At 63.7% G+C, this 13,646-nt stretch carries 13 protein-coding genes and 1 pseudogene; 9 read left to right on the top strand and 5 right to left on the bottom strand.

Annotation, left to right across the window (positions count from 1 at the left end):
* Positions 1-14 precede the first annotated feature (14 nt).
* Entirely contained in the window at positions 15-1,385 is a 1,371-nt protein-coding gene (locus ABVQ20_RS31210) for an amidohydrolase family protein (protein WP_435528467.1), read from the bottom strand.
* 156 nt (positions 1,386-1,541) lie between these two features.
* Between ABVQ20_RS31210 and ABVQ20_RS31205 the strand changes: the two genes are divergently transcribed.
* From ABVQ20_RS31205 to ABVQ20_RS31170, 8 genes are all read left to right on the top strand, one after another.
* Entirely contained in the window at positions 1,542-3,113 is a 1,572-nt protein-coding gene (locus ABVQ20_RS31205; protein ID WP_354463542.1) for an ABC transporter substrate-binding protein, read from the top strand.
* A 165-nt stretch (positions 3,114-3,278) separates the two neighbouring features.
* Positions 3,279-4,244, top strand: coding sequence for an ABC transporter permease (locus tag ABVQ20_RS31200; protein ID WP_354463541.1), 966 nt, complete (start codon positions 3,279-3,281; stop codon positions 4,242-4,244).
* A complete protein-coding gene (locus ABVQ20_RS31195; RefSeq protein WP_354463540.1) occupies positions 4,244-5,143 on the top strand; it encodes an ABC transporter permease in 900 nt (299 codons plus the stop codon). Before ABVQ20_RS31200 ends, ABVQ20_RS31195 begins: the two co-directional genes overlap by 1 nt.
* Positions 5,143-6,867: a dipeptide ABC transporter ATP-binding protein gene (locus ABVQ20_RS31190; protein WP_354463539.1), complete on the top strand. Its 1,725-nt coding sequence runs from the start codon at positions 5,143-5,145 to the stop codon at positions 6,865-6,867. Before ABVQ20_RS31195 ends, ABVQ20_RS31190 begins: the two co-directional genes overlap by 1 nt.
* Entirely contained in the window at positions 6,867-8,309 is a 1,443-nt protein-coding gene (locus tag ABVQ20_RS31185; RefSeq protein WP_354463538.1) for an amidohydrolase family protein, read from the top strand. The genes ABVQ20_RS31190 and ABVQ20_RS31185 overlap by 1 nt, the downstream gene beginning before the upstream one ends.
* A gap of 84 nt (positions 8,310-8,393) precedes the next feature.
* On the top strand, positions 8,394-9,149 hold the full coding sequence (locus ABVQ20_RS31180; RefSeq protein WP_435528466.1) for an aspartate/glutamate racemase family protein: 756 nt from the start codon (positions 8,394-8,396) through the stop codon (positions 9,147-9,149).
* Positions 9,150-9,154: 5 nt separating this feature from the next.
* Positions 9,155-9,817: an ankyrin repeat domain-containing protein gene (locus ABVQ20_RS31175; RefSeq protein WP_435528461.1), complete on the top strand. Its 663-nt coding sequence runs from the start codon at positions 9,155-9,157 to the stop codon at positions 9,815-9,817.
* Positions 9,814-11,055 (top strand): cyanate transporter, encoded by a 1,242-nt coding sequence (locus ABVQ20_RS31170; protein ID WP_354463536.1) that lies wholly within the window; start codon positions 9,814-9,816, stop codon positions 11,053-11,055. Before ABVQ20_RS31175 ends, ABVQ20_RS31170 begins: the two co-directional genes overlap by 4 nt.
* 265 nt (positions 11,056-11,320) lie before the next feature.
* Here ABVQ20_RS31170 and ABVQ20_RS31165 read toward each other — a convergent pair whose 3' ends face one another.
* Entirely contained in the window at positions 11,321-11,653 is a 333-nt protein-coding gene (locus tag ABVQ20_RS31165; protein ID WP_354463735.1) for a hypothetical protein, read from the bottom strand.
* On the opposite strand from ABVQ20_RS31165, the pseudogene ABVQ20_RS31160 reads away from it, so the two are divergent.
* Positions 11,562-12,099 (top strand): annotated as a pseudogene (locus tag ABVQ20_RS31160) (aldehyde dehydrogenase family protein). The gene ABVQ20_RS31165 and the pseudogene ABVQ20_RS31160 sit on opposite strands and share 92 nt — an antisense overlap.
* A gap of 69 nt (positions 12,100-12,168) precedes the next feature.
* Here ABVQ20_RS31160 and ABVQ20_RS31155 read toward each other — a convergent pair.
* The 3 genes from ABVQ20_RS31155 to ABVQ20_RS31145 form a co-directional block, all read right to left on the bottom strand.
* Positions 12,169-12,651 (bottom strand): hypothetical protein, encoded by a 483-nt coding sequence (locus ABVQ20_RS31155; RefSeq protein ID WP_354463535.1) that lies wholly within the window; start codon positions 12,649-12,651, stop codon positions 12,169-12,171.
* 242 nt (positions 12,652-12,893) lie between these two features.
* Entirely contained in the window at positions 12,894-13,319 is a 426-nt protein-coding gene (locus tag ABVQ20_RS31150; RefSeq protein ID WP_354463534.1) for a type II toxin-antitoxin system VapC family toxin, read from the bottom strand.
* On the bottom strand, positions 13,319-13,561 hold the full coding sequence (locus ABVQ20_RS31145) for a type II toxin-antitoxin system Phd/YefM family antitoxin (RefSeq protein WP_354463533.1): 243 nt from the start codon (positions 13,559-13,561) through the stop codon (positions 13,319-13,321). The genes ABVQ20_RS31150 and ABVQ20_RS31145 overlap by 1 nt, the downstream gene beginning before the upstream one ends.
* Positions 13,562-13,646 lie beyond the last annotated feature (85 nt).

The following is a 13,646-nucleotide window of genomic DNA, read 5'->3' as shown; positions in this document are numbered from 1 at the left end:
GTCTCGATGCCGGCCTATGCCAGGCCCGCGCGGTTCATCATCAGGTGGAAGGCGCTTTCGGCGCGATCCAGAATGGCGTCTTCATCATGGCCGACAAGCTTGCGTCCACGCATAAGAATACGCCCGTCGACAATTGTCGTGTCCACATCGGCGCCGTTGGCGAAGCGTGCCAGCCGTTGCACGGGATGCGCGGGCGGCCACAGATGCGGCTGGCGCATGTTGACCAGGATGATATCCGCGCGCTTGCCCGGCTCCAGCGAGCCGATGTCGTTTTCCATCGACAGAGCGCGCGCGCCTTCGATGGTCGCCATCTCCAGCAGTTGCAGCGGCGGCAGGACCGCATCATTCCTGAAATGCCGGGCGTGATAGCGGTGCGCCTGGAACATGTTGCGGAACATGTCGAAGGAACGGTCGGGCGCTGACGCGTCGGTGCCGAGCGATACGGTGACGCCGCCCTCCATCAGTTCCGTCGCCGGGCAACGGCCCGAGACCGACATCAGCGCGCTTGGATTGTGCGCCACTTTCGCGCCGGAGCGTTTCAGCGCGGCGATGTCTCCTTCGGTCAATTCGATGCAGTGCGCCAGCAGCGAATGTTCGTCGAACAGCTCGAGCCGCTCCGCATTGGCGGCGATGGAACCTTCGCGGTGTCCGTCCTGAATGAAGAGCACACGCTTTTCACGAGAAAGATCGCGCGCTTTGCAAGAGAGATTGTATACCGATTGATCGTCAAGTTCCCCTGCGGTGAACACTGGAAGGGAAACCGCGACCCGCAGCCGGCTATCGCGATCCGCCCAATCGTCGATGATCTCGGCGCACACGGCCAGCTGGGCATCCGGCGAAACGGTGATTTCCGCATAAGGGGTTTGTGCGTGGTCACGATAGATGTGGGAGGAGGTAGGCCGGTTCGGCCCGACGGCGAGTATTTCGCGTACGCCCATATCGGCGATTGCGGCCAGATGCGCCTGCGCAGCCTCCGGCGCCTCGGTACGCATGATATCCGGCCCGCCGCCGAACAGCAGGGCGGCGGTGGTCGTGCCGCATTTAATGCGCTCAAGCGCCGATAATGCGGCTTCCGCGGCCCAGAATTCCGTGTCGGATGCCTGCGCATAGATACGGCCGGCGATATTCATCCACGCCTCGGAATCGTCTCCCAGGCCTTTCGTCAGCATGTGCCCCGCATGCGCGTGCGTGTCGACGAGACCCGGCATGACAACCATTCCCGAGGCGTCAATGCGAGTCACGTTCGGATCTGTCACGGAGTGCGAACCGTCGCCGACGGCGGTGATCCGGCCATCCTCCACCAGGACATGCCCTTTCGAGAAGATCTGGCGACCTGCGTCCATGGTGACGATCACACCGTTTTCTATCAGCAACGCCCTAGTCATCGGCAATCCCTTCGCAACGGTCATTTGAGCGGTTTTGCACATAGCAAACGAAATCGAATATGCGCGCCTTGATATTGTGCACAATATGTGTACGCTATAAATGGGGATAACGGTATCCAATAATCTGAAAACTTCGTATACAAATGGGAGAAGAGAATGAGGAAATGCGCTAGGGCCCTGTTGGCGGGGCTTGCCATGGTGGTGTCGGTGACGGCGCCGTCACTTGCACAGACGCTGCGCTGGTCGTCCGCCGGCGACGTCATTTCGTACGATCCGAATGCCCAGGTCGACAGCTTCACCCAGAGCGTGCAGAACATGGTGTTCGACGGTCTGGTGCGTCGCAACAAGGACATGGCTATCGAGCCGGCCCTTGCGACCTCCTGGGAGATCGTCTCGCCGACCCGCTGGCGCTTCCATCTGCGGCAGGGCGTCAAGTTCCATGAAGGCCAGCCCTTCAATGCCGACGACGTGGTCGCCACCATCCAGCGCCAGATCGATCCCGGCGCACGCAACAAGGAAAACCTCTCCGCCGTCACCGGCGTCGAGAAAGTCGATGATTACACGGTCGACCTGACCCTGCGAGGACCCTATCCGCTACTGCTGAACGATCTTGTCGCCATCTACATGATGAGCAAGCCGTGGATGGCGGAGCACAACGCGCTCAAGCCAGGCAATGCCTCGACGGGCGTCGTCACCTACGCCAGCAATCATGCCAATGGCACGGGCGCGTTCAAGCTGGTCAGCTACGAGCCGGACTCGCGCTCTGTCTTCGCCGTCAACAAGGATTGGTGGGACAAGCCGCAGCACAATCTGACGGGCGTGGAATTCCGCCCCATCGCCTCGAACGCCACCCGCGTCGCGGCACTGCTGTCCGGCGAACTGGACATGATCGCGCCGGTTCCGCTGCAGGATATCGACCGGGTCGGCAACACCCCGGGCTTGAAGGTGGTCGAGAACCCGTCCTTGCGCGAAATCTTCCTCGGCTTCAGCTTCCGGCCGGAACTCCATGCCGCACCCGGCAAGCCCAATCCGCTGCTGAATGTGAAAGTACGCCAGGCGCTCTGGCATGCGGTTGACCTGACCACGATCCAGAAGCGGCTGATGCGCGGAAAGTCGCGCACCTCCGGCATGCTGGTCGCGCCACAGGTCACCGGCTATGACAAGTCGATCGACGTGCCCCTGGACTATGATGTCGCGAAGGCGAAGTCCCTGCTGGCGGAAGCCGGTTACCCCGACGGCTTCAAGGTCGGGCTGGCCTGTTCCAACGACCGCTACATAGCCGACGAACAGATCTGCCTGGCGATCGCATCGATGTGGGCCAAGATCGGCGTCCTGGCCGACGTGAATGTCGAGAGCAAGACCACCTACTTCCCCCGCATGGATAAGGGCGATCTCGACATCTACATGCTGGGCTGGGCGTCACTGCCGCCGATGGACGGCTACAGCGTGCTGCAGGCCTTGCTGGCGACCAATGACGGCAATTATGGCGGCAGCAATCCCAACGGGCTTTCCGATGCCAAGATCGACGAACTGGCCCGTTCGGCATCGACCGAACTCGACGAGGCCAAACGCGTCGACATGCTGAAGGCGGCCTTCAAGGTCACGCATGACGAAGCCCTCTATTTACCGCTGCACCAGCAGCCGGTCGCCTGGGCGATGAGCGACAAGGTCGACATGCCCCAGTTCCCCGACGAGTATGTGCGTCCCTGGTTCGCGCATATGAACTAGGTCCCAGGAAAGCGGCACCAAAGCGTGCCCGCGAAAGCGAAGGAGCTTTCGCGGGCAGACCCAAATCGGTTGGACCACCTGCCACCTTCAGTGGATCGCGAGGTGCTCCAACGGCGGCGCAAGTCCCGCCTGTCTCGATCCGCGCTTCCAAGAAGGTTCTTCCTGATGATCCGGATTCTATCGGTGAGGCTGCTGCAGGCGATCTTTGTGATGGTCGCCGTAACCGCCATCGCCTTCCTCATGTTCCGCTTCGTCGGCGATCCCGTCGCCACGATGGTGCGCGAAGGCGCAAGCCAGGCCGAGAAGGACGCCCTGCGCGTCGCTCTCGGCCTCGACAGGCCGCTTTTGATCCAATACCTCGAATTTGTCGGGCGCGCGCTTCATGGCAACCTGGGCACCAGCTTTCGCTACCAGGAGCCCGTTGCCAGCCTTCTGCTGACCAGGCTTCCCGCGACGCTGGAACTGGTCATGGTTGCGACCTTCTTGTCGCTGTTCATCGGCATTCCGATGGGGATCGTCTGCGCATTGAAGCCGAACGGCTTCCTGTCGCGGCTGATCCAGTCGCTGACCCTGGTGGGCATCTCCATGCCGACATTCGTCACCGGCTTGCTGCTGATCCTGGTCTTCGCCGTCACCCTGCGCTGGCTGCCTTCCTCCGGGCGCGGCGAACTCGTTGATCTCGGCTTCTGGAAAACCGGGTTCCTGACAGCCTCCGGCCTCAAGTCGCTGATCCTGCCGTCGATCACGCTGGCCCTGTTCCAGCTGACATTGATCATGCGCCTGGTGCGCTCGGAGATGATCGATGTGCTGTCCTCGGACTATGTCCGTTTCGCCTTCGCGCGCGGTTTGCCTCGCCGCTACATCTACGGCCGTCTGGCGCTGCGCAACGCACTGATGCCGGTCGTGACCGTCACCGGGCTGCAGATCGGCCAGTTGATCGCCTTCGCCATCGTCACCGAAACCGTCTTTCAGTGGCCGGGCATGGGGCTGCTCTTCACCAACGCCGTCGGCTATCCGGACATCCCGGTTCTGGCGGCATACCTGCTGTTCGTCGGCTTCCTGTTCGTCTTGATCAACATGATCGTCGACATGCTCTACGCATTCATTGATCCCCGGCTGAGGACAAAATGATGGCAACGCAAAGTTCTCTGTTGCGCAGGCTTCCTCCCGTTTCGGTCATGATCGCCGGTCTGATCCTTGTGGTCATGCTGGTGCTGGTGATCTTTGCGCCGCTGATCGCGCCGATCGATCCGCGCGACGTCTCCTCCTATTCGCTCATCGACATGGAAATTCCGCCGTCCTTCATGGATGGCGGCGATCCACGCTTCCTGCTGGGCACCGACAATCAGGGACGCGACCTCGTCTCCGTCATCCTGTTCGGCCTGCGCATTTCCATCCTCATCGGCGCCGGGGCGGTGCTGCTGGCCGCCGCCATAGGCGTCGCGCTGGGATCGATGGCCGGCTATTTCGGCGGCATCATCGACAGCGTGGTGATGCGGATCGCCGATGTCCTGGTCAGCTTTCCGACGATCCTCGTTGCGCTCCTGATCAGCGGCATAGCCCGCGCGCAATTGAGCGCCGATACGGTTTCGAGCTGGGCGCCGATCATCCTGATCTTCGCGATCGCCGTCAATGAATGGGTGCAATATGCCCGCACGGTGCGGGCATCCAGCATGGTCGAGATCTCCCGCGACTATGTGCGCGCCGCCAAGGTCATCGGCCTGCCGTCCAGCCGCATCATGATGCGCCATATCCTGCCCAATGTGATGAGCTCGGTGATGGTGATCGCCACCATCAATCTGGCGGGCGCGATCCTGACCGAAGCGACACTGTCGTTCCTGGGCGCCGGCATGCCGGCCACCTATCCTTCGCTCGGCACGCTGATCCGCATCGGCAACGAGTTCCTGTTCTCGGGCCTGTGGTGGATCGCCGTGATGCCCGCCGCCGTGCTGGTCGTCCTGGTCCTGGCCGTCAATGTGGTCGGCGATTACCTGCGCGACCGCTTCAACCCCAAGCTGATGGCGAACTGATGGAAAACGCAACGCCACCCGTACTCGACATCAGGAACCTGCGGGTCGAGTATCCGCTTGCCAATGGCGAACTCCTCGCGGCCGTCAACGACATCGACCTGACGATCCAGCCCGGCGAGATCCACGCTTTGGTCGGAGAATCAGGCGCGGGCAAAACCACTGTCGGCAATGCGCTGATGGGCCTGTTGCAGGCGCCGGGCAGAATTGCCTCCGGCTCCATCACCATCGCGGGCAAGCCGATCAACATCCGCACCGGCCGCACCGAAGGCATCATTCCCGGCCGCGACGTCGGCGCGATCTTCCAGGACCCGATGACCAGCCTCAACCCGCTCTTCACCGTGGAAAGCCAGCTGTGCGAGGGCATGCTGGCGCATCTCAAGATCGGGCGCCGCGAGGCCCGCGCCCGCGCCCTCGACTTGATGAAGGCCGTCGGCATTCCCGAACCGGAGCGCCGGCTGGGCAACTATCCGCACCAATTGTCGGGCGGCCAGCGCCAGCGTGTCGTCATCGCCACGGCCCTTGCCTGCGGCCCCAGGCTGATCGTCGCGGACGAACCGACCACGGCGCTCGACGTCTCGGTGCAGGCGCAGATCCTCAAGCTGATCCGCGACCTTGCCGATGAGCGCCGCGTCGGCGTCCTGCTGGTGACCCACAATATGGGCGTGGTGGCCGAGATCGCCGATCGCGTGACGATCATGCAGAACGGCTGCGTGGTGGAGAGCGGCTTGACGCGCGATGTGCTGACAGCGCCGAAGGCGCCCTATGCGCGCACGCTGATCGCCGCCGTTCCGCCGATCGACATTCGCCTCGATCGCCTGCCAGTCCCAAGCGAGGAAACCAAGGCAACACTGGACGCGCGCGAATCCGTGCGTGCCAAGAACACCGGCACCGCCGCAAGCAGGAACGGCGAGGCCGCGCTGACCGTGCGCAATCTGTGCGTGGAGTACGGCCAGCGCTCGTTCATCCCGGGCCGCAAGGCCTCGGTTTTCAAGGCGGTGAAGGACGTCTCCTTCGAGGTACGCCGCGGCGAAATCTTCGGACTTGTCGGAGAATCCGGCTGCGGCAAGACCACCGTCGCCAACACGATCGCGGGTCTCGTGGCGCAGAGTTCGGGAACGATAGACTTCCAGGGCACCGCACTGACAGCCCGCCGCGACAAATCCGTTCGCCAGTCGCTGCAGATGGTGTTTCAGGACCCGTATTCGGCTCTCAATCCAAGACTGCGGATCAACGCTGCGATCGCGGAGCCGATCCTGTTCTACAGGCTCGCCTCCAACGCGGCCGAAGCGCGGCTGGACGCCGAGACATTGCTTGAGGCGGTGGGTTTGCCGGCGCAGGCCGGCACGCGGTTCGCGCATGCCTTTTCGGGCGGTCAGCGTCAGCGCATCGCGATTGCAAGGGCGCTCGGCCCCCGGCCATCCCTGCTGATTTGCGACGAGCCGACCTCCGCGCTCGACGTGTCGGTGCAGGCGCAGATCCTGAACCTCCTGAAAGACCTGCGCGACCTCGCCGGCTTGTCGATGCTGTTCATCAGCCACGACCTCGCGGTGATACGGCAGATGTGCGACCGCGTCGCCGTGATGAAGGGCGGCGAGATCGTCGAGCTCGCGGACACCGAAACATTGTTCTCCGCTCCCGCTCACGAATACACGCGCGAGCTCCTGCGTCTCGCGCCTTCGCTCGACCGCATCCTCTCCAGACAAACCAAAGAAGTGAGCCTGTGATGGCGGACATTCTGATCAGAAACGGCACCGTCATCGCCATCGATCCAGATCGGCGGATCATTCCCGATGGCGCCGTCGCCATCGAGGGCGATCGCATCGTGGCCGTCGGCACCTCGGAAGACGTGGCACGGGACCATCCGGCGCGCGAGACGATCGACGCCAGCGGCATGGCCATCATGCCCGGCTTCGTCGACAGCCACGCCCATGCCGGGCATGGCCTCATCAAGACGATGGGCGGTGGCCGCAGCGACCTTTGGTACAGGGCATGTCAGGGTGCCTATACGGTGGGTTCGACACCGGAATTCTGGCATGCGGAGGCGCAGCTTGCCGCACTGGAACGCCTGCGTTTCGGTGTGACGACCGGCGTATCCTTGCTGGGCGGCGGCGATTCCGTCATGCGCACCGACGATCCGGCCTATGGCGACGCGCATATGGAAGGCGTGCTTGGCATCGGTACGCGCTCCGTGGTCGCCGTCGGCACCACGCGCCCGCCGCATCCCCTGACCTATGCGCGCTGGGAGGGCTCCACCCGCACCGACTATCCGGTGTCATTCGACCAGCAGCTTGCCACCTCGCAAAAGCTGGTCGACCGCTGGCATCGTACTCATGAAGATCGTCTGCATGTCGCCTTGCTGACGCCGACCGTGCATCAGGAACATCTTGATGGCGCCGGCGCCGAAGCCGCCGTCGCGCAATCGCGCAAGGTCAGGCAGATTGCCGAAGAGCGCGGCCTGATCTTCACCCAGGACGGCCATACCAAGGGCAGCGTGAAGATCGCCAGGGAGATCGGTATTCTCGGGCCACACACGCTGCTTTCGCATGCGACAGGCCTCACCGACGAGGAAATCGCGATCTGCGCCGAGACCGGCACAAGCATCGTGCACAACCCGAGCGCCGTGGCCGCCATTCTCGCGCGCTGCCCGGTCACCGAACTTCTCGACGCCGGCGTCGTGGTGGCCATCGGCTCGGATGCGACCGCGCCCGACCGTTCGGCGGACATGTTCCGTCACATGCAGCAATGCATGCACTATCATCGCACGCATTTCCACGACCCGAGCTGGCTTCCGCCGGGCAAGGCGCTGGAGATGTGCACCATCGATGGTGCGCATGTCCTGGGCCTAGACCATGAAGTCGGATCGCTGGAACCGGGCAAGAAGGCCGATGTCATTCTGGTCGACTTGCGGCGCCCGCATCTCTACCCGGCCAACATGCCGGAATTCCGTGTCACCTATTTCGCCAACGGCAACGATGTCCACACCGTGCTGGTCGGCGGACGCGTGCTGCTGAGGGACCGCAAGCCGGTTCATGTCGACCAGGATGCCGTGCTCGACGCGGCGCAGCGTGAGACGGAACTGATGATCGAGCGGTTGGGCCTGCGGGACCTGCTCAGGACCCCCGACCGGTTCTGGCGGCACAGCCGCGACACGGATCTGATCGAATAGGCTTCAATATCGAGACAGGTCACCGGCGATGCCGAACGGCAGCGATGCACGTTCGATCGGGCGGCCTTCAGGAATTTTCGCATGATACGCATCGGCATCATCAATCCCAATTCGACCGTGTCGATGACGACGTCCATCGGTGCCGCGGCGTGGCGAGCAGCGCAGACGGGCACCGAAATCGTCGCCATGCAGAACGACAACGGACCCGCCTCCATCGAAGGCGCGATCGATGGCGCGAAGGCGGTTCCGGGTCTTCTCGACCGCATCGAACGGGCCGAGCGGGGCGATGCGGTCGACGCCTACATCATCGCCTGCTTCGACGACACCGGGCTAGACGCCGCGCGCATGCTGACGCGCAAGCCTGTCCTTGGCATTGGCGAGGCCGCCGCCCGCGTTGCCAACATCATGGCGAAGCGCTTTACGGTCATAACCACCTTGCCGGTTTCCGTTCCCATTCTCGAGGACAATCTGGTTCGCTACGGCCTTTCGCCATTCGCCACCGTGCGTGCGAGCGGCATTCCGGTGCTTGCGCTGGAAGAGGACGGCGAGGCGGCGTTGTCGATCATCGGTGAGGAAATTCGCGAAGCGCTCCGGGTCGATCGCGCCGACGCCATCGTGCTCGGCTGCGCCGGGATGGCGGATATGGCGAAGCGACTGTCGGGCCTTCATTCCATCCCGGTCGTCGAAGGGGTTTCCTCGGCCGTCAGGCTAGCGGAATTGCTTGTCGGTCTGGAGCTCCATCCCAGGCAGGATGTTTTCGCCGGCTCGCGGATGAACAAGACGGCGCCGCTCATTGCGGCGGGGCACCTGGGTTCCGCCTGCAGCGCGTCGGGAGCTTAGTGGCGATGGTGAAGCGCAGAGTTTTGCTGGGCGTCATCGTCGCCTGCATCCCATTGATGGCGTTGGGGCAGACCATGAAAGAAACAAGGCTGCATTCGGCGGCAAAGAATGACGACGTCGCGGCGATCAAGATGCTGGTTTCCGAAGGAGCCGAGATCGACGCGCGTGATGAAAAGGGCCGCACGGCCCTTCTTGCCGCGACCCAGGACAACAAGATGAACGCGGCCAGGGCCTTGATCGAGGCTGGAGCAAACGTCAACGCCAAGGACAATATCAACGACAGCCCCTATCTCTATGCGGGCGCGGGTGGGCACCTCGAAATCCTGAAGATGACGCTCGCGCATGGCGCCGATCTCAAGAGCACCAACCGCTATGGCGGCACCGCGCTCATTCCGGCTGCCGAGCGCGGACATGTCGAGACCGTCGCCACACTGATCGAGGCCGGCGTCGACGTCGATCACGTCAACAAGCTCGGCTGGACCGCCTTGCTGGAGGCCATCATCCTGGCCGATGGCGGGCCGCGTCATGTCGAGATCGTCAGGCGCCTGATCGACGCGGGCGCCAACGTCAATCTCGCCGACAAGGACGGGGTGACGCCGCCGCGGCACGCGCGCCGGAGCGGCTATGCGCAAATGGCGAGCCTGCTGGAAAAGGCGGGCGCCAGATGAACGGTGCAAGAATGTCGATGACCGCGCAGCCCGCAGCCTCCAGGCAATGGACGCTGCTCGTCCTGGTCGTGTTGATCGGGATCAATCTTCGCCCCTTCCTGACGGCGCCGGGGCCGATATTGGCTGATATCGTGGCCGACACCGGCATGGGCTATGGCAGCCTGGCGATGCTGACGCTGCTGCCGATGCTGCTGATGGGCGTTGGCGCCTTTGTTGCACCAGGCATCCAGGCGGCGATCGGAACACGCCGCGGCCTGCTCGCGGCTCTCGCAGTGCTGACGGCTGGCTCGATGCTCAGGCTTGTCGCGCTTGACGGCCTGTCGCTGATCCTGACCGCGGCACTTTGCGGGGCGGGCGTGGCCTTCATCCAGGCGGCCTTTCCCGGGATCATCAAGGCAAAGTTCCCGAACAACACTCCGGCGGTCACCGGCCTCTATTCCTGCATGATCATGGGTGGCGGCGCGCTCGGCGCGCGTCTGACGCCGCTGCTCGTCAGCAGCGGATATGACTGGCGGTCAGCACTAGCCTGGCTCGCGGCTCCCGCCGCCATCGCGCTGTGCGCGGCATTCCGCGTCCTGTCTGATGCAAAGGCGGCAAGACCCGATCGCGCCTTGACCGGTTTGCTGCTCCGGCGCCCGCGAACATGGGTGCTGATGGCGGCGTTCGGCCTGGTCAATTCCGGCTATTCGTCCATGGTCGCGTGGCTGGCGCCCTACTACCAGGCACAAGGGTGGAGCAGCGCCGCGAGCGGCAATCTCGTGGCTGTCATGGCCATCTGCCAGGCGGTCTCTGCCCTGGCGTCGCCGATACTGGCGCGCCGAAGCATCGACCGCCGTCCCTGGCTTTGGCTGACGCTGCTGTTGCAGGCGGCAGGATTTGCCGGACTGGCGTTCTTTCCGGCATCGTCGCCCATTCTATGGGTAGGGATATGCGGGGCCGGCCTTGGCGGAAGCTTCTCGCTCGCGATCGTCACGGCGCTTGATCATCTGCCTCGGCCGGAACAGGCCGGCGCGCTTGCCGCGTTGATGCAGGGCGGCGGTTTCCTCATCGCGGCACTCGGTCCCTTCGCCACAGCCCTGTTGCATGGCTGGAGCGGGAGTTTCGCCAGCGGGTGGATCATGCATCTCGCCTGCGTAACCGTCACAGCCTTCCTTTACCTGCGCTTCAACCCAAAACGCTACGGCGAGGTCATGCAGCCCTCTGTGGGGGCTGTGGCCCATTCGTCCGCGAACCTCTGAGTCCAGGCAGTTGTTCGACAGTCGCCATTGACGGCAAGCGGCAGTGTCATCGCTGCCGCAATACTCCTTGGCCTGCCAACGTCGCTGGCGCGGAAGAGATTCCGTCATGGCAAGGGAAGAGGGCCGGCGCCGAAGGAGGGCGGGGGGGCGTTGGGTTACCTGTGGCGCCGGCCAAGCGGGTATCAGGTCCGCTATGGAGCAGACTGTAGCAAAGCCTCCGCGATTGGTAATTCCGTGATCGCGGAAGCTTTGTAATCTCGACTGGTCAATCCTTGGGCATCTTGCAGTCGGCGGCGTAGCTGTCGCTGTACGCCGTCAGCACCTTGCCGTCGGTCTTGAGCGCCATCTTGCCGTCGGCGCCATTCTCGGCGTTCAACGCATACCAGTCCTGCACCGGATGCTGGTTGGGGCCGAACTTGAACGCGCCGCGCACCGAAGGGATTTCCGAGGTCAGCAGTGCCTTGCGGAAGGCGGGCAGGTCGTCGACACCAGCTTTCTGCAGGCCGGTGCCGATCACCAAGGCATTCGCCGAAAAGGCTCGGGCGATTGCGGTCGGCAACGGGCTGGACGAGGCGACCCAGATGGGGCCGCTGGCCAATCATCGCAGGATCGAGGCGATGGAGATGCTGGTGGCCGACGCCCGGGCCAAGGTCGCCCGCGTGCTGGCCGGCGGCGAGCGGCTCGGCAATCGCGGTCACCGTGATCGCCGACCTGCCGGACGATGCGCGCGCCATGCGCGAGGAGCCGTTCGGCCCAATGGCGCTGATCAATCGGGTCGCTTCGCTGGAGGAGGCGATCGAGAAGGCCAACGCGCTGCCCTTCGGCCTCGCCGCTTACGCCTTCACGCATTCGGCGCGCAACGTCGATCAGCTTGCCGATGGCATCGAGGCTGGCAATGTCTCGATCAACACGCTGGAGGCGTCCATTCCCGAAACGCCGTTCGGCGGCGTCAAGGAAAGTGGCTACGGTCGCGAAGGCGGTCTGGAAGGGCTGGCGCACTACACCGTCATCAAGAACGTGTCGCACCGCATGATGATCGCCTGACAAGGCGACGTTCGGGGCGCGGGTATGAGGCCCGCGAGGTGGGCTGCCTGCGTATCGCGGACGATAGGTCTATAGTGCGTCTCGCAGGCGTTGAATAAAGCCGCGCGGCCCTGAGAAAGGGCGATACCACGGAGAGCTCTTGGCATCCGGAACGACATCCGGCAGCTCGGCACCCGGGCACCCGTCCTGCACCTTGGTCCAGGAGGGATTGTTGAGGACGGCATCGCAGCGCGATAGCTGCTTGCTGCCGCCCAGGACGATGCAGGCGAAACCGCCGGCCGGGAAGACCTGGTCATTGGCCCGGCAGACGAATGGCGTGGCAAGTGTGGGCCTGGGTGGCGGGCCACCCGGGCAGTGGTCCAGCACCTTGTTCCAGGACAGGATGTTGAGGTTGACCTCGCAACGAGCCAGTTGATTCGACCCGCCCGCCGTCAAGCAGGCGTACTGCCCACGCTCAAACCGTTCCGCGTTGGCCATGCAGGCGGAATCCGCCAATGCCGGCACGGTCATACTGACGAGCACCGCGGCGGTGGAAACAACAATACCGTTCAATTCATCTGATCCATTGCCAATGCTACCTATCGCATTGCGCGATTGTGGCAGGATGAGGTCCAGCCATCGCCGACGGTCCTAAAGCTGGGGAAGGACGCTTCGGATGTGATAGGCGAATGCCTCGACCGCGGGCGATCGTTCGGAGCCGGCAAAAGCGATCAGGACGCCGGGGCTGAAACCGGGTATGCGAAAGCCGATCTGATGGAGCCGTATATCGGAATGTCTGGCCTGCCGGGCCATGATCATGCCAGCAACCGCGTCGGCACACCGAGCGCCGGACCGGCCTCGGCAAGCCGCCGGTCGAGGGTGTGCACCGTCGCGCCATGCTCCGACGCAGTCGCGAGATGCAGCGCGTCGCCGGCGCGAAGGCCAAGCGTGTGCTGGTCGACGAACCTCGCTGCCGCCCGGAAATGCCCGCCCGTGACCGGAAGCACGGTGAAGCTCTCGGCGACCAGCCTGTTGAACATGGCGAGGGTCGCGGCGCGCTGCTCCAGGTCGATCTGCCCTGTCCGCAGCTTGATCGCCATGGCAGAGGACAATTCGGTGAGGGTCCACTCGCTGATCAGGAGCTGGGCGGGATCCTGATCAGAGAGCCAGGCCTGGGCGCGCGGGGTCATTGCCTCATTGGAGAGCGCCGCGACGATCAGCGACGTGTCGAGATACACCATCAGTAACGATCGCCATCTCGCATCGACCGCACCAGGTCGGCCGCACTTTCAGCTTGCGGTGGCATGGTTGCCGTCAGGGATTGGAGCAGGGCCGCATCGATCCGCACGCGCGGCCTGGCCACCGCCGTGAGGCGCGCGACCGGCTTGCCGCGCCGGGTGATGTCGATCGAATCCCCGGCCTCGACCCGATCGACGAGTTCGCTCAGATGTGCCTTGGCGTCCGCCAGATTGACCACGTCCATGTCTTGCTCCTGACCATGTAGATAGTCATATAGCGCATTAAGCCTGAAAAATCCACTGAGAGGCTTTCATGCGGGTCAATGCTTG

This window comes from Mesorhizobium shangrilense, from assembly GCF_040537815.1.
In the GTDB taxonomy this organism is placed as follows: domain Bacteria; phylum Pseudomonadota; class Alphaproteobacteria; order Rhizobiales; family Rhizobiaceae; genus Mesorhizobium; species Mesorhizobium shangrilense.
The sequence above is the reverse complement of the archived record's forward strand: the minus strand, read 5'-3'. Positions and strand labels throughout refer to the sequence as shown.

Excerpts from the sequence above, each read along its gene's own strand:
- ABVQ20_RS31210 (WP_435528467.1), bottom strand. The coding sequence starts at position 1,385 with ATGACTAGGGCGTTGCTGATAGAAAACGGTGTGATCGTCACCATGGAC.
- ABVQ20_RS31205 (WP_354463542.1), top strand. The coding sequence starts at position 1,542 with ATGAGGAAATGCGCTAGGGCCCTGTTGGCGGGGCTTGCCATGGTGGTG.
- ABVQ20_RS31200 (WP_354463541.1), top strand. The coding sequence starts at position 3,279 with ATGATCCGGATTCTATCGGTGAGGCTGCTGCAGGCGATCTTTGTGATG.
- ABVQ20_RS31195 (WP_354463540.1), top strand. The coding sequence starts at position 4,244 with ATGGCAACGCAAAGTTCTCTGTTGCGCAGGCTTCCTCCCGTTTCGGTC.
- ABVQ20_RS31190 (WP_354463539.1), top strand. The coding sequence starts at position 5,143 with ATGGAAAACGCAACGCCACCCGTACTCGACATCAGGAACCTGCGGGTC.
- ABVQ20_RS31185 (WP_354463538.1), top strand. The coding sequence starts at position 6,867 with ATGGCGGACATTCTGATCAGAAACGGCACCGTCATCGCCATCGATCCA.
- ABVQ20_RS31175 (WP_435528461.1), top strand. The coding sequence starts at position 9,155 with ATGGTGAAGCGCAGAGTTTTGCTGGGCGTCATCGTCGCCTGCATCCCA.
- ABVQ20_RS31170 (WP_354463536.1), top strand. The coding sequence starts at position 9,814 with ATGAACGGTGCAAGAATGTCGATGACCGCGCAGCCCGCAGCCTCCAGG.
- ABVQ20_RS31150 (WP_354463534.1), bottom strand. The coding sequence starts at position 13,319 with ATGGTGTATCTCGACACGTCGCTGATCGTCGCGGCGCTCTCCAATGAG.
- ABVQ20_RS31145 (WP_354463533.1), bottom strand. The coding sequence starts at position 13,561 with ATGGACGTGGTCAATCTGGCGGACGCCAAGGCACATCTGAGCGAACTC.